This window comes from Candidatus Saccharimonadales bacterium (assembly GCA_040903985.1).
Classification (GTDB): domain Bacteria; phylum Patescibacteriota; class Saccharimonadia; order QS-5-54-17; family QS-5-54-17; genus JBBDUI01.
This window is the reverse complement of record JBBDUI010000002.1, coordinates 51,154-66,100: the sequence shown is the minus strand read 5'-3', so window position 1 is coordinate 66,100 and position 14,947 is coordinate 51,154. Positions and strand designations below refer to the sequence as shown.

Sequence of the window (14,947 nt, the reverse complement as noted above, 5' to 3'; positions counted from 1 at the left end):
TATTTAGCAACTAGTAGCGGATAGTACCACGACTTACTTTATAGTCGATGGTATATCATGTTACATAGTATCATTTTTAATTCCTGTAGCGGGAATCTTAGTGATTACCGGCGGCTGATTTAAACGGCAAGCGGTAGACTGAAGTAGAAGGTAGATCCTTTGTTGGCTGTACTTTCCAGCCATATTTTGCCGCCTTCCCGTTTAACTATTTCGGCCGAAATATATAAACCGAGGCCTAATCCTGTGGAATCCTGCTTCTTGCGTGGATCATCGACACGGAAAAAACGAGTGAAGATCTGTTTTTGTTGTGACTTCGGTATACCTATCCCTTCGTCTTTTACGCTTACTATCACCATCATCTTCTGGCGTTTCACCGCTATGGTTATAGTACTGCCGTCGGGAGAATACTTAATGCCGTTTGTGATGAGGTTTACTAGCACTTGCTCAACCCGATGCTTATCGGCGCAGACCAATAAGTTTGGAGTGCTTTCCGTATGAAAGATGTGATCTGCGCTGGTTAGTCTGAAATTGCTCACTGTATCATCTATCAATTGATCGATATTAAACTTCTCCTGACGGAAGTCTAGTTTGCTAGCGTCTAAGCGTGATATATCAAGCAGATCATCTACTAGATTACTAAGGCGCATCACCTGACCATCCATTAGGTTGAACTGCTGGACTAACTTTTGGTCACGCTTTTCAGATAATTGTCGCTTAATCACCTCGGTAAACAGCTTAATGCTAGTAATAGGTGTTTTCAGCTCATGACTGGCAATGGCGATAAACTCATCTTTATCCTGCTGGGCTTGTTTGTACTCATGAATATCTGTACTCGTGCCAAACCACCGCATGACGTCTCCTTTAGGGTCACGACCACATCTTGCTCGACCTAGAAACCAGCGGTACTGACCGGTTTCGTGCTTCTTTAACCTAAACTCCTCTTCGAAGGTTTCTCCTGTCTTGACCGAGTGCTGCCAGGCTGTTTTAACTTTCTGTTCGTCCTCTGGGTGTAGAACTTTACTCCAGTTTAGCGTTCTGCCTTCCGAACCGGGAGGGAGGCCAGTATAGGCATACCACCGCATATTGTAGTAGTCTGGTTTTCCCTCGGGATCGGCCATCCAGACTATCTGTGGCACAGCATCGGCCATCATCTGTAAGCTTTTACTTTCCATGGCCACTTTCTTCTCTAGCCGGCTAACGTACACCTCCATCAACTCATCGAGCTTAGCGGCATTACTTGGCAGCTTTTGCGAACTACTCATTTTTACTCGACCAAAGCTTTAAAACGTTTACCGAACTCATCAACCATCTGCTTATCCTCGGTCAAGATGGCGATTGATACCTTTACCCATTCCGCTAGTAAGGGTACGTCGGCAGGCGTTAGGTGTTCTGGTTCTTTCTCTAGATGAAATGATATCTGGCGTCGTAAGAAACGATCAGCTGCCGGACCGAGGTAGTCGGAGGTAACTCTCAGTGCCTTCTGATAAATAGAATCCATAACTAGACAACTTCAATCTTAGTAAGTTTTTTTGCCCCTCTAGCCATAAAGAAATATCCACTGCCTTGTAAACCTAGAAAAATGTATATGATCAGTAGAAGTTCTCGAATGCGGAGCTCTAGCAATCGTTCAGTGCCGAGTGAAGTAAACGATTGTAGCATGATAGAGCTGAAGACTACGGCCACTAAACCGACTACGAAAAACTTAAGGGCCTTAGCGTAGATGGTTCCACTTACTTTAGCCGCGTAGTTGTGAAAACTGAGCGCGGCCAGTCCGCCCAGAGCCCAGGCAGTAAGCGACGGCAGGACTAGGGTTAAGATAATCAAACTATCCCGCAGATGGTATATGCCATCAGTCCTAAGCGGATTACTGAAGATTATCTCAAGCCAAACGAAGGCTAGAATTAATAACGGAGCAAGTGTAACAACAGCTCGTTTAACAGGGATAAATATATTCTCAGCTCGACTTAACCGACGGACTCCATCGAAGAACAATAGAAAAGCTATTAAGTATGGCACTACTCGGAAATAGTTAATTAAAACCGTTACTATAATTTCAGAACCACCGTCTAGGCTGAAATAGTTAGAGGAAGTGCTAAGTAGCGAGGGGATGATTGCTCCACTTAACAGAAAGAGGATACCGTAGGCTATGCGCTTAAAGGCAATCTCACCAGCCCACCCCCTTAAGGCGTGGCTGTAAGCAATTGTTCTGATGTAAGCATAGATGCCGGAGAACCAGATAGCTAAAAACGGTGCAGCTATAGTTATGCGTAAAGTTAAAACTATATTGTTAGACAGATCATATGGTACATCGATTGGCGTTGCCAGGGTCATGAACAGATAAGCATACCAGAGGATAAATATTAAGCCGTAGAGCAGCAGGTCAGTGTTATTTTCAAATCTAAGACTTTTTTTCGCAGCATTCTTTGAGGTTGTAGCCATTTAGTTGCTCCATTATCCTGCATCACCTAATATTCTACACCATCCACCGACTAGGAGCGCCCTACAGATAGAGATAGTTTAACGTCAAGCGAGAAATCGGGGGGCCGATTAGCTGCTACCGGTTTAACCGCGTGCGAATGGCATTCATTTGATCGATTTCTTTTTTTTGAGTTTCCACTATCTCTTCACAGAGTGTGATGATTTCCGGATCGGTTAACTCTGAACGCTCACACATGACGATTGCACTAGAGTGATGCGGAATCATAGAGCTAAGGAAACGTTCGTTGTCACTAAAAGTTTGGTCACGAATGGCTACAAAAATTAGCAGGAATAGAGCTGCACTGGCTAGGTAGATTAGCTTATTAAGCTTTTTATTCTCAAACATATGGCTCATGAACAGTAGCATTAGGACTACCATAGGTACTACCATGATCACGGCCATATAAAGTTTATTTAAACTGAACAATATATCGCTAAATGCATTAACCGCGACATAGGTTAGCGCAAACATAATTAAAAAGTGCACACCGACCGTTAGGGACAGCGACTTATACGGGCTCGGCATTTTACCTCTCCGTTACAGCTCTTTTGATTATAACATTTTGGGGCAAAGTTCAGGTTGTCGTATGATCTTATTTGAGTCTAAGTTAAGGTCCCGGTTGGGTTTTTATTAATAGTTTTTGTATTGGAGTTAGGGTGACTAAATCGCTCCACTCAGCCAGTGTGCGGCTCGTTATTAACACAGATAAAGAAGTCGCGTTCAACTGTATCTCGGAAGTAACGTGGTTGTAAGGTGCCGCTCCCATCGTACATCGGTTGCTGGTCGATATCGTAGTTTATAGCTGGTACCAAAACATTACGAATGGCATCATCCCACTGCTCATCACTAGGCGCTGGGCTAAAGGTGCTTCTCATAGTAGCAAGCGAGTTTCGGTAAATTTCATACCCCGACTGACTTTTGATCTTAGCCCATCCGGCCTGGCGGATTCGCCCCTGCACTTGAAACCACTTCGGCAACTCTTCTGCAGCGATAATAGAGTTAAATGAAGATGTAAATATTGGCGGCGGCTTTATGCCTAGATAGGAAGCAATCTCCATTTCTATCTCACGGTGGCGTCTCTTATTAGTCTTACCGCTAGTACTGATTAGGATTTTACCGCCAGGTTTAACGGTACGTCTAATCTCGCTTAATCCTTCCCTGGGGTCTTCTAGGTGGTAGAGCATAAATAGGCAGAACAGTGCGTCTAGAGAATCGGTTTTTAGCGGTAACTCTTTAGCATTTCCGGCTATAAAGTGAATACCTTCGGCCCCGAGGTCGTTCAGTTCTTGGGAAACCGCCGCTAACTTCTCAGGATAGAGATCAACTCCGATTAGAGCGCCACGATGCCGGTACCTTAAGCGCATATCTTGAAGTAGGGTAGCCCTCTCACATCCGACATCTGCCACGATTGCGTCGGCATCAAGATCAAGCAGGCTCAATATTTCATGCTCAAAGTCAATGGGCGAGGTTGCCAAATCGTAATATTTCCACCGTTCACCGACGTTTGGCTCCTCACCAGCGTACTGCTCAAAAAGCAAGACACCGCTATCCGCAGCGTAATCAGAAAATCTTTCGCTAGGCCGCTGATATCTCTCTGACATAAATAAACCTTGTATAAGTTTAAATTGATTGTCTATTATACCACCTATAAGTAGAGGAATAGAAGATGATGTGTGGAGCTAGATACTGCCATCGATACGACTCATGTTGACTCTAATAGGCCGAAAGTGGTTGTATTAGTTTAACCATGAGTAATGACATGAAACTTACCGATCTCGAAATAGCCTTACGCCAGGGCAAAACAAGGACCTACAGTAAAGGTGAGCTCATCCAGACTACAGATGACGAAACTCAGCTGGTATTAATGGTTAAATCAGGTTTTGTTAAACGTTACCTCATCACTGCTGATGGTCTACAAAGTATTCAAAGTGTATACGGGGCCGGTTCAGTATTCCCCTTAACGGTAGTTATGAAGGAGATTTTTGATCAAGATCTGTATAGAGGGCCCGAGACTTTCTATTATGAGGCGATGTCTAGTGTCGAGCTGTATGGTCTAGAGGCGGCCACACTGTCATCCGATTTAGAACATGATCCATTGATTTATCGTGATTTGCTAAAGGTGGCCGGTGAGAGACTGACTTCTAATATTCAACGTTTAGAGAATCTGGCACTTCGCTCATCCTATCAGCGCCTAGCACATCAGCTTCTTTTCTATGCTACTACCTTTGGTGAGTTCTCTGATGTTGGGATCCGAATCATAGCTCCGTTGACTCATCAGGATTTAGCTTACGTATTAAGTGTCGCTCGAGAAACAGTCTCACGTGAGATATCTAAGCTTCGACAGGAGCAAATTATTACTACTGATAGCACCCAATACATCACCGTTAATGATGTAAAACGGCTTAAGCAGCTAGCTTACTCTTAACCCCCATTTACTGAGTAAGACCTACTTAATTGTAATTAACGAGCTATCTTGTTAGCACCGGGGTTGTGCGTTTTGTCACGGATAGAGCGACGATAAAAAGTTACTATATAACTATAGTATATGTGTGCCAAGGAGTGTGAGTAGTGTATATTTCTAAACTTGTATTTACTCTCGTAGTCGCCTTCTCCGTTGTTTTGGCGGGTATGGTAGGTTATGGCATTCATTACGTCAACATTGATCGTGAGAATGCTGAACTTCACGCTCGACTCACGAGACTTAAACATTCAAGCGAGAAGATGGAGCTGCAGCTAATCGGGGCCGGTGTGTTGAGAGCAGAAAAGAATGAAGCTGAGGCAATCGAGAAGCCACCCCTACAGCTCCCATCCCCTTACGATTATGTTTTAGCTAGAAATACTAACTAAGGCTTAAAAGCCCTCTAGCCCCACTAATTAAGAGTAGCTTATTGACTAGGAACCAATCTTTATTTCTTCGCCCCCTAGTTTGTCAGCGAAGAAACTATCGTGCGAGACGTAGATGATAGCGCCATGATAGTCGGATAGAGCATTCTCTAGCTCTTCAATACTGGGGAGGTCTAAGTGGTTGGTCGGCTCATCGAGGATCAGTATCTGTGGATCACCAGCTAGCATAGCTATCAGCTGCAACCGTGCTTTCTGTCCGCCACTTAGCAACTTAACCGGAGTTTTACCATCGCTACCGGGATCAAAGAGATAGTCGCTCAATAGCTGTTTGACGCGTTGTTGATTGACCGGCAAATCTAAGCTCCGATGAATGCCCTCTATAGCCTCAGCTAAGGTTAGGGATAGATAGCCTGGGCTGATTGCTTGTTCGTATAGTCCGATCCGGATACCATTCTCGATCCAGATATTACCACTGAACTGCTGTGATGGTGACACCTCATGCTGCGCCCTAGCCATAATGGCCTGTACTAAGGTAGTTTTACCACTTCCGTTACGTCCATGTAGCCGCAGACGCTCTCCTTCGCGTAAACTTAAGCTCAGCTTATCGAATAGCGGATCTTCGTCATAGCCTAAGCTCAGCTTATCGATTTTAATTAGGACCTTGCCGCTCCCCTCACGCTGTTTCTTACGTGTACTCACGCGAATATTAGTTGCCTTGTACTTGTCATACGCCTTAGTAACCTTATCGTTCATCTCAAGTGCCGTCTCCTGGTCGATCCAGAATGAAGGCCTCTCCAGCTCTGAGAGCTTGTTTAGTTCTGCTCGGGCTTTTAGTTCTTGAGACTTAAATCGTTTAATGGTGCCCGGGTTTCGCGCCTTCTCCTTCATGCGTTTAAAACGGATGACGTCCTGTTCGAGAGTCTGTATTCTTTTTTGGGTTAAGTCATAGGTACTAACTTCAGATGTGACTTGAGTTTTGTTTGTACGTAAGTAGCTCGAATAATTACCGCGAAATGAATAGCTTATACCGTCACGGAGTTCGATGATACGGTCGACGTTATTCAGCACGTCTCGGTCGTGTGTGACGATGAGAGCTGCCTCATTCGCTGCATCTAGCCACTCGATAAAGGTGTTCTTAGCCACGTAATCCATGTGGTTGGTCGGTTCGTCAATCAAAATGATATCCCCTCGACTACGCTGCATCTTGATCAACTCTACCATCCGCTTCTGACCACCACTAAGTGAGCCTAAACTTTGGTGCAGATTAGTGGTAGTAAGCTGGTATTGCTTTAGGGACTGTTCTAGCTCACCTTCAATCTCGAAGTATTCTAGTTTTCCGAAGCGTTCTAGAGCATCGGTATATGCTTGAATTTTACGAGGATTGCTCCCCATCGTCTGCGGATAGGTATCGATGATGTGGGCTAGTTCTTGATACTCAGGTAAGTCACCGAGAATGTACTCTAAGACACTCTTGGCCTCAAAACCGTAATGTTCCTGCCGACTACTGACTACAGTAGCGCCTCGCTTAACCTTTATCTGGCCTTGGTAGTCGGTATCCTCACCAGTTAAAATGTGGAATAATGTAGATTTTCCGGTTCCGTTGCGGCCAATCAGACCGACCTTCTCTCTCTCCTGAATCTCAAGATCAACGTTACTATGTAGCTGAGAACTACCGAACGACTTTTCTGTAATGTGGGCGGACAATATCATAGAACCTCTTAAATTAAGGCGGGTGTTAGCCGCCACAGCTGAGTTAGCTGGTGGTCAGCTAACCGTTAACTTATATAACTACTTTAGGTTAACTATACCAGTTGATGCGAGCGATTCCGTCATTCAGGCTACTTACGGCTACCGGCTTTGTACTGAACGATATACTCTTGAAGAATCGGTCGGGCTTAGTCTATATGAGCAATCCCTAGCTTATTTGAGCTAGCTCCTCACGCGCAGTCTTCATCTGCTTTGCCCAGAATATCAGACTATTTAGTTGAGCCTCCAGGGCAGTCTCCTCGCCCTCGCTAAACTGATACTGTCCCGACTCATCCAAACGATCCCAGTAGTTAGCCAATATCAACTGCTCACGTAGATCGTAGATTTTTATCTCTGCGCAGATTCCGCGCAGATGTTCAGCGGCCCGGGTACCTCCGCCAGCCGAGCCGTAGCTGATGATTGTGGCGGGCTTATAGCTCCATTCGGCGTAGAGGTAGTCGATGGCATTCTTCAGGGCGGCCGAGATAGAGTGGTTATACTCGGGAGTAACGAAGATGAAGCCGTCCGCTTCAGCTATTACCTTAGACCAGTCCTTGGTGTGCTCATGCTCGTACTCTCCTGAGGAGGCCGGTACTGATTCGTCTAGCAGTGGTAGGTTAATTTCGGCCAGATCGACTAGCTCAATTCGAACCTCATCATCGAACCTACTGGCAGTCTCCTGAGCCCATTCTGCTACTTGAGGGTTAAACCTACCGGGTCGAGTTGATCCAGCGATTACTTTGATAGTTATCATATTGTCTCCTGTTACAGTCTTTGATCAATTAGTTGTAGTTTACCGACTTCGAAAATGCTACTATATTTTATATAGCACTTAATTTTAGAGTATAGGCTACTATATTTTTTGTAGCAAGTAATTATTATGAATCAGCCTCAGTCCACTACCAACATCTGTCCTACCAGCCTTCGGTTGCTAGGTGACTACTGGACTCTCCGCATAATCTCCGCCCTCTCTAAGGGTGAGCTACGCTACTGTGAGCTACAGCGCACAACGGGACACATCAATCCGGTTACACTTACCGCCAAGCTACGCAAGCTAGAAGCTGCTCGGCTGATAGAGCGGCGGGAGTTCTCGCGAACCGATGTTCTCTACCGCCTCACTAGTCAAGGTCGAGCGGCATTGCCAGTACTGGTTGCCGTGGACGAGTTCTCTCGCACAGTCGACAGACAATTCATAGCAGCTACTGACACCGAAGCAGTTAACTGAGCCCCTTGGCAGCCTAACCTCCTATCTTGGTCTAGTCTTATCTAATAGATCGTAGGGGGTAAGGCGTACTAGACAAACCAAAGATTAAGCATACAATAAAAATTATAGCGTAAGCGTAATAAAACGAGGTCTACTCAAAAAGGTGTCTGGAAATTTAGAAAGAGCTCCCCGACAGACGGTCGATAGTGAGCCCTTTCTGCTGCGCCTCGTCAGTCGTCAGCACGAAGACGAAGAGCTAGATACTGCTATAGCTACACTGTCTCAGGTCGCCTTTCTCCATCCAGATGAGGATACTTTTAGTCGGGGCTGGTCTCTAGATGAGTTACGTAGACTTAATGACACTGGTACCCCTATCCGCTTCTCTATCTATACTAAGCCCTTCGATAGGCTGGAACGTTACTATTATAGATCAAACGGCTCAAGAGCTTTAGTACCTCAAGGCCGGTTAGTTACCGAGCTAAGTCAGCCTTTTCACGGTGATACTATAGCCTTTAGTTCTAGTATCCCGCTTGTAGTCGACACCATCCGTAGCTTAGGCGTGTCATTACGCGGTAATGATCTAGTCACTATATCTCGCTTAGAGATGGACACCTCACTTCTCGATCTACGTCTCAAAGAGTTAATGTGCACCGATGAGATAAGGCGTCACAGTGATGGCACCCTATTCGTTCCGGAAGCTAGTGCACTTAAGCAAGGTACTGATAGACAGTCGCATCCTTGAAAGTCTGCCCGCCCACCCAGCTCCCGCCCGTATAGAGTGGTACGAAACCACGCGCCATTACGTTACATCTAGAGACATCATTACCAGTATCTACTACTGTCCAAAGTCCGTCATGTCCATTCTCTACGGTCGCGATCTTAATTCTCGCTTCCAACGATTGCCGTCCATAACCCCTACCTTGATAAGGTCTAGCTATCCAGCTAGATGTGCTAGGGCCAGTGGTTGTGATGTGACCGATATAGATACCGGCCATTAAGCGGCGACGCTTAGCTTCCAATCGCTCGTCTAGGACTGCTATGCCGATAGCGTGCTCACCTAGAAGCTGCACGAATGGCTTAAAACGGCTGTCTTCTTTGGCTATTTCCTGATTGTTAATCAAGCGCTGCTCAGCTGCTTCAATCGACTCACCATAGCTAAGCGGGCCAGGTAGATGACGTTTTAATTGCCGATAGGTCTCCTGCTCTTGCAGGCAGGCATGGAGATCGGTAGCAGTTCTCTCTACATCTACTTCAGTAATCGGTACTAGTTCAAACTCGGACATCACAAATAACTCAGTTCTTTAACCTGGTTGCTAGTATCTAACTGGAAAGATTAGTTTCAGCGAGTCGATAAGCATCAATCGCGAACGCTGTAGCATAGATCAGCCAGGCGGTAATAGCTAAGCTCCAGTCTCCAAGCTGAAAGTTGTCTAAGGATTGATCTAGTGCCTCAGCTACAGCAGGTGGCAGAGGAGCTAGGAGGTATATTAGCTCTGAAGTTAAAATCAGACCGCCAAATAGTACCCGTTGTTTGAGCAGTATATAAGCAGATCCAGGTAGGACAAAGTTGACGATGGCAGCGAGTACTGGGCTTTTCATGGTTACACTTTCATTAATTATTTAAGATTATCTACTCTAGAACGTATTCTGTCAATAGTTAGGTCGGTCTGAGTTGGGTGAACAGCATGTCAACTACCCATAACGCCTCCGCCGTCCATAGCCGTATAGCAGGCTACCGCTAGTCATGGCCCAAGCCAGGGCCAGTAGCCACCCACCGATCACATCCGTTGGATAATGAACCCCGAGATAGAGACGTGAATAGCCGATGATTAGCACGTAGAGCGTACTAAAAATCACTACCGACCAGCGCCATCTAGTAGGCCAGCAGATTACGACCAAGCTAATAGCTAGCGCCATACTACCGACAGCGTGACCGCTTGGAAATGAATAGCTTGTCTCCTCCACAATCCGTTCCCACAAGCTAGGTCGTTCACGACCAACTAATAGTTTTATAGCCGTAGTAGCGACTCCAGCTCCCACTACATTTACTACCATAAAGACAGCTCTGTAGTACCATCTCTGCCACAACAGTACGTAGAGTAGAACAATAGTCGCTAGGGTGATGAAGGGAGTGCCACCAAATCTAGTGGCAATTGAGTAGAATCTATTCCAGGAGTCCGTAATGCTCTGCCCTATCTGCTGCAGCACGATTTTATCTAGGTACATAGTATCACCCTCATGCACCTCTTCCAGCAGCTGGGCAAATCCGATCGCCAGCACAGTAAATATAACTAGAGCTATAGCAAGGTGTATCCAAGTAGAGCGTTTATTGATATCAGTCGCTAGTTGAAGCAGTATAGATTTCACATTACCAGTATAGATGCAAACTAACTAAAAGTTCGAGTGCGTCTACTGTAGGATGCCTTTTATAACTCGCATTATTGGTACTGCCTTGAGTCGCACACTGTTAGGTATGTACCGCCGATAAGCATTACGCAGTGTTAGATAAGTTACTCGTGAATTGAGATGGGCTAACTTTATAAATGGAGCGTATAATTCGTCTCGCTTCTGCTCTGCTAAGTTTAAATCACGATGAGCTTCTAGCATGAGGTCGCGAGTCAGCACATCACGTTTACGTAAACCAGTTATCCCGTGCATGCCGAGATGCGTCTGTAGCGGCACAGTCAGGATGGCTGCTCCGTACAGTCCCTGAGCTGCAATCGGTTCCATTACGTCGGGATGGAGTTGTTCCGCAAAACCGTGATGAGTAGCCAGTAGATACCAATCATTACGATCACGAGTTAGAGCGGCATATCCATCCTTCATTCCGGTGGCATCAACCGGGAAGGGACTATGGCCTTCAGCTTCTGCAGCTGATAGGCCCAATAAGTCGATATCTCGAGGTCGATTGATAGTACCAAGTGGGTGTTCCCGCCTAACAGTAAATTCACGAGAGCTATCGTTATAAATAGTGCCATACAGTGCGCTTCGTCCTATAGAACCGAATATGCGTAAGCCCTCCTGGGGCAAACCATAAATATGGTCGAGCTCGCTGATGAGCGCAGCTTCGGTGTGGCGAGATGATAGTTTTTCTGACATTCTGTTATCTTATATAATGTTTGTATTATTAGTCAACAGCCCTTACGGCATTAAGGTGAGGCTCAGTAAGTGTTTAGCGGTTTAGTTATAGCTTAGCTAGAGTTAAGTCTTCTTTCGACTCGATACTACCCGAGCAATGCGTGGGTTATCGCGCATGAACTTAGTAACTAGTCTTCGAAACAGACCAGTACTGCCGGTCTTGATATAGAAATATCCAACTACCGAGGTAATAGTAGCGCCGATGGCATTGAGCAAGAGGTCGATCATGGTATCGCGTCCGCTCGGCTGGGTCGTCATACCAAAGAGCTCATCTAAGCTAAACTCAAACAGCTCCCACATGGCACCGATGGTCATGGAAAAGGTAAAAGCGAACAGGGCTATTAGCACGGCCGAGGCCGTAAGCTTATTGCGGTGGTAGATGGCATACATGATCATGAAACCGATAAAACCGAAGACTATGGCCGCGGTGAAGTGCATGATTGAGTCCCACCACCAGAAACGATCATAGTAGCCGCGCATCTCGCCTAAGAATAGCGCTGCATAGATGAGCAGTACGGCATAAACCTCTATCTCGAGTGGCATGTTGATCTTGTGCCAGCGCTCGATGAAGCTGACGGCGTAAGTCATAGCTAGTACCATTAGGCTGACAAACACCTCGAGCCAGTTTAGCGTCAGCAAGCCGATAATAGCCGATCCCACCAGTAGTAATCTAACAATTATCACTACCCAGACAAGTAGTCTATCGGTAGCGTCTAGTTGTGGCTGGCTTATTTCACTCATAGTTACTATTTAGTATAGCGGCTTAAACTAGGCTTACCAATTTCATCTTTTAAAGTTTGTAAATCATCCTGCTGCCTACTCAAGTTGTAGTGGGTTTATGAGTTAACGTTAGGACAATCTGAGCACTTACGAAAAATAGGACAAGTATCGCTCGGCATAACTTCCGTAACTAGATAAGCTGATCGATGAGCTAGCAAAGGGGAAAGCTATGACTCACTAGATTATGCCCACAGACCAGAATATATAGGCTCATTTTCTGCATCTCTAATGAACATATCTACGAAATCACTAATACGCTGATCATCCGCTAAGGATTTTATAGACACACCCATAGTTCCAACTTCATCCACTAGCTTTTGAATATCCATCTCAATCCAACCATACCCACCCTCACTAATACCGACTATGTCCAACCCAAGTGTTTCAAAGAAATACATTTTGAGCCCATCATCTAATAACTCAGATCCTTGTGTAGAAACCCTAAACAGACGCAACTGTTCTGTCTCTACGTTTCTAGCAAATACTAGTGCATTGAAATGGCACTCGCTATAGGTACGCTTCATATCGAGCACGGTAACCTTTGAATGCTTACCTTCTAACTCTGTTTCGAATGCAAAAAATGCAGTTACACTAACTGCAGGTTCCTGCTCTCCATGGACCACTCCATCGACTTCTATCCCACCCGTTGTAGACCCAGTATACAGATACGCAACATCACCCCCGTGAGTTTCAAGCAGTTCATTCACTTTACGTGCATAAGGCTCACAGTCTGTAGCAAGTTGACGAAAATGTTCGTCATGCTTCTCTTTCAGTGCTAGAGATATTTCACCCAAGCTTTGACGTCTTAGTCGGTCGTATTCCTCAGACGATACATCACTTAACGTAAATCTTATTTCTTCCATAAAGAATATTATACAATACTATACATGCTTTACAATAAATAGCTTATCCGACAAAAATGCTCTCAGTGACTACGCCTGATAGATATAGTCAGGAATATTTCATTTACCTCTGAGAAACTGCTTGTCGCGGGTTAAAAGTGATTTAATGCGTCTATCCGTGTCCTCTCCATCATATTGAAGGCAGCGAAAGCGTCTATTCTCAACCGAAAATAATAACAGATGCTGATCAAGCAGGTGAGCTGAGCCACTGGGGTACAAAAGTTATCGCACAATAAGCTATAGTAAGGTTAGTGAAAAATACAATAACTCATCCTTATTGGCATGTCGACTTAAAGTGGCTACTTGCCCTGCTAGCTTTGCCGTTCCTTGCTACCGTATTGCTACTAACAGCCAGTTACCGTCTCACGGCTAAAGAACCAGCGGTCGATATTCTTAGCTACACGTTAGCCGGTTTAACTTCTAGTGAAGGCATCGATAGTGATTTCGATATCGAGCAGCTACGGCAAGATTTAGATGCTAACGAGGAGACGGTAGTCGCCTTTGGTGGCGTAAACGTGACTATTACGGCTGAAGATCTGGATAATTTGAGCCCCAGGGAGATAAGATTAAAGATATTCTCAGCTTTTGCTGAACGCTTTTATGATGTAGGTGCCGGAGGAGTGGCGGAGGATATAAGCAGTGATACGGAAGCAATTGTCCAAATTGAAGATGATGCGGTTTTAATCTCTCCTCTGACTAGCGCTGGACATAGGCAAATTGGCGTGTATCTCGCTATCGCTACGGTCATAGCCCTAGCTCTCTTGAGTATGGCGGTGCTCTTCAGCTACCGCCTAGGACGCCTAGTTACACCCGGAGTTTTGCTTCTCTTAGCCGGTCTACCGGGCATCTTGTTTATGGCTATAGCTGCGAGCAACCCCAATACGCCCTCTGGAACGATTCGATCGGAAACCGGCGAAGGGTCGATGGAGTTAGCCGGTAACTTTGTTAGCTTCATGGCCCCGCTAATCATGCCGTATCTGAGTAGCACCTACATGAGCGCATTTCTTCTCGGTGTCACTCTGCTAGTCCTGGCACTGATGCTAAAGATAATTCTAAAACACCGAGATAAGGAGAACGGATGAAAAAACATCGCATCTACACCATGAGCTTCTCTAGTGTCTACCCTCACTACATCAAAAAGGCCGAGAAGAAGGGTCGCACAAAGGCAGAGGTAGACGAAATCATTCGCTGGTTAACAGGCTACAGTCCGCAAGAGTTAGAGGTGCTGCTAGAAAACCAGACAGACTTCGAAACCTTCTTTGCCGCCGCTCCGAAGATGAACCCTTCTAGAAGTTTGATTACGGGTATGATTTGCGGTATCCGCGTAGAAGATATCGAAGAGCCCTTAATGCAAGAGATCCGATATTTGGATAAGCTAATTGATGAGCTAGCTAAAGGCAAGGTGATGGAGAAGATACTACGGGAGGAGTAAGCTCGTTTACTGTAGGCTAGAATTACCATGGCGATATACGCCACTATTCCAGACTAAATAAATCTTTCTCGGCCGATGAGTGCCCCCGCCTGCTCGACTATTGTACTATATCTGACTTCTGCCGGATCGGTCTCTTCCTCACCTACTTTATGAGCCAACTCTTGAGCTAGTTGCAATGTATACACCCTTCTTCTGTATTTTGTAGATATGTACGCTTCTTTTTCTATACCGGACTGAAGTAAGTCGTATGCATCATTTGCTTCATGGGCAAGCTCTACACCTCTCACGTCAAGCCCAAGGTTTTCAGCTAGTGTCTCAGCCATCATGCAATCCCTTCGTATTTGATAATTATCATATATGAAAAATCGGGAACTTTGCAACTTCTCCTAGAAGTAAGTGCCATTAGTACTATCGGAGCCACC

At 45.5% G+C, this 14,947-nt stretch carries 20 protein-coding genes; 6 read left to right on the top strand and 14 right to left on the bottom strand.

Annotated elements, in window-relative coordinates; genetic code table 11:
• Positions 1-119: 119 nt before the first annotated feature.
• The 5 genes from WD467_00365 to WD467_00345 all read right to left on the bottom strand — a co-directional run bounded on the left by WD467_00365 (position 120) and on the right by WD467_00345 (position 4,080).
• Positions 120-1,262 carry a PAS domain-containing sensor histidine kinase gene (locus WD467_00365; protein MEX2452354.1) on the bottom strand — a complete coding sequence of 381 codons (1,143 nt, stop codon included), beginning with the start codon at positions 1,260-1,262 and terminating at the stop codon, positions 120-122.
• A gap of 2 nt (positions 1,263-1,264) precedes the next feature.
• Positions 1,265-1,498 carry a hypothetical protein gene (locus tag WD467_00360; protein MEX2452353.1) on the bottom strand — a complete coding sequence of 78 codons (234 nt, stop codon included), beginning with the start codon at positions 1,496-1,498 and terminating at the stop codon, positions 1,265-1,267.
• Between the two features lie 2 nt (positions 1,499-1,500).
• Positions 1,501-2,439 carry a hypothetical protein gene (locus tag WD467_00355; protein ID MEX2452352.1) on the bottom strand — a complete coding sequence of 313 codons (939 nt, stop codon included), beginning with the start codon at positions 2,437-2,439 and terminating at the stop codon, positions 1,501-1,503.
• A gap of 115 nt (positions 2,440-2,554) precedes the next feature.
• The gene (locus WD467_00350) at positions 2,555-2,950 is read right to left on the bottom strand and encodes a DUF305 domain-containing protein (GenBank protein MEX2452351.1); all 396 of its coding nucleotides are present in this window, start codon (positions 2,948-2,950) and stop codon (positions 2,555-2,557) included.
• 203 nt (positions 2,951-3,153) lie between these two features.
• On the bottom strand, positions 3,154-4,080 hold the full coding sequence (locus WD467_00345) for a methyltransferase domain-containing protein (protein MEX2452350.1): 927 nt from the start codon (positions 4,078-4,080) through the stop codon (positions 3,154-3,156).
• 146 nt (positions 4,081-4,226) lie between these two features.
• Between WD467_00345 and WD467_00340 the strand changes: the two genes are divergently transcribed.
• On the top strand, positions 4,227-4,904 hold the full coding sequence (locus WD467_00340) for a Crp/Fnr family transcriptional regulator (protein MEX2452349.1): 678 nt from the start codon (positions 4,227-4,229) through the stop codon (positions 4,902-4,904).
• Positions 4,905-5,047: 143 nt separating this feature from the next.
• Positions 5,048-5,326 (top strand): hypothetical protein, encoded by a 279-nt coding sequence (locus tag WD467_00335; protein MEX2452348.1) that lies wholly within the window; start codon positions 5,048-5,050, stop codon positions 5,324-5,326.
• A gap of 45 nt (positions 5,327-5,371) precedes the next feature.
• Here the strand turns inward: WD467_00335 and WD467_00330 are convergent, their stop codons facing one another.
• Positions 5,372-7,033 (bottom strand): ABC-F family ATP-binding cassette domain-containing protein, encoded by a 1,662-nt coding sequence (locus tag WD467_00330; protein ID MEX2452347.1) that lies wholly within the window; start codon positions 7,031-7,033, stop codon positions 5,372-5,374.
• A gap of 205 nt (positions 7,034-7,238) precedes the next feature.
• Positions 7,239-7,823, bottom strand: coding sequence for an NAD(P)H-dependent oxidoreductase (locus tag WD467_00325; protein MEX2452346.1), 585 nt, complete (start codon positions 7,821-7,823; stop codon positions 7,239-7,241).
• A 126-nt stretch (positions 7,824-7,949) separates the two neighbouring features.
• Here WD467_00325 and WD467_00320 point away from each other — a divergent pair, with 126 nt between their 5' ends.
• Entirely contained in the window at positions 7,950-8,294 is a 345-nt protein-coding gene (locus WD467_00320; protein MEX2452345.1) for a helix-turn-helix domain-containing protein, read from the top strand.
• A 142-nt stretch (positions 8,295-8,436) separates the two neighbouring features.
• Positions 8,437-9,015 (top strand): hypothetical protein, encoded by a 579-nt coding sequence (locus WD467_00315; protein ID MEX2452344.1) that lies wholly within the window; start codon positions 8,437-8,439, stop codon positions 9,013-9,015.
• On the opposite strand, the gene WD467_00310 is transcribed toward WD467_00315, so the two are convergent.
• The 6 genes from WD467_00310 to WD467_00285 form a co-directional block, all read right to left on the bottom strand.
• Positions 8,981-9,556, bottom strand: coding sequence for a GNAT family N-acetyltransferase (locus WD467_00310; protein MEX2452343.1), 576 nt, complete (start codon positions 9,554-9,556; stop codon positions 8,981-8,983). The genes WD467_00315 and WD467_00310 overlap by 35 nt on opposite strands.
• 37 nt (positions 9,557-9,593) lie before the next feature.
• On the bottom strand, positions 9,594-9,872 hold the full coding sequence (locus WD467_00305) for a hypothetical protein (GenBank protein MEX2452342.1): 279 nt from the start codon (positions 9,870-9,872) through the stop codon (positions 9,594-9,596).
• A gap of 93 nt (positions 9,873-9,965) precedes the next feature.
• Positions 9,966-10,640: a phosphatase PAP2 family protein gene (locus WD467_00300; protein ID MEX2452341.1), complete on the bottom strand. Its 675-nt coding sequence runs from the start codon at positions 10,638-10,640 to the stop codon at positions 9,966-9,968.
• 42 nt (positions 10,641-10,682) lie between these two features.
• The gene (locus tag WD467_00295; GenBank protein MEX2452340.1) at positions 10,683-11,372 is read right to left on the bottom strand and encodes a hypothetical protein; all 690 of its coding nucleotides are present in this window, start codon (positions 11,370-11,372) and stop codon (positions 10,683-10,685) included.
• 102 nt (positions 11,373-11,474) lie between these two features.
• Complete coding sequence (locus tag WD467_00290; GenBank protein MEX2452339.1) at positions 11,475-12,152, bottom strand: hypothetical protein; 678 nt, start codon at positions 12,150-12,152, stop codon at positions 11,475-11,477.
• 221 nt (positions 12,153-12,373) lie between these two features.
• Positions 12,374-13,054, bottom strand: a complete 681-nt coding sequence (locus WD467_00285; protein MEX2452338.1) for a hypothetical protein — start codon at positions 13,052-13,054, stop codon at positions 12,374-12,376.
• 290 nt (positions 13,055-13,344) lie between these two features.
• On the opposite strand from WD467_00285, the gene WD467_00280 reads away from it, so the two are divergent.
• The gene (locus tag WD467_00280) at positions 13,345-14,175 is read left to right on the top strand and encodes a hypothetical protein (protein MEX2452337.1); all 831 of its coding nucleotides are present in this window, start codon (positions 13,345-13,347) and stop codon (positions 14,173-14,175) included.
• Complete coding sequence (locus WD467_00275; protein MEX2452336.1) at positions 14,172-14,525, top strand: DUF2200 domain-containing protein; 354 nt, start codon at positions 14,172-14,174, stop codon at positions 14,523-14,525. Before WD467_00280 ends, WD467_00275 begins: the two co-directional genes overlap by 4 nt.
• A 53-nt stretch (positions 14,526-14,578) precedes the next feature.
• On the opposite strand, the gene WD467_00270 is transcribed toward WD467_00275, so the two are convergent.
• Positions 14,579-14,851: a hypothetical protein gene (locus tag WD467_00270; protein ID MEX2452335.1), complete on the bottom strand. Its 273-nt coding sequence runs from the start codon at positions 14,849-14,851 to the stop codon at positions 14,579-14,581.
• Positions 14,852-14,947: the final 96 nt, after the last annotated feature.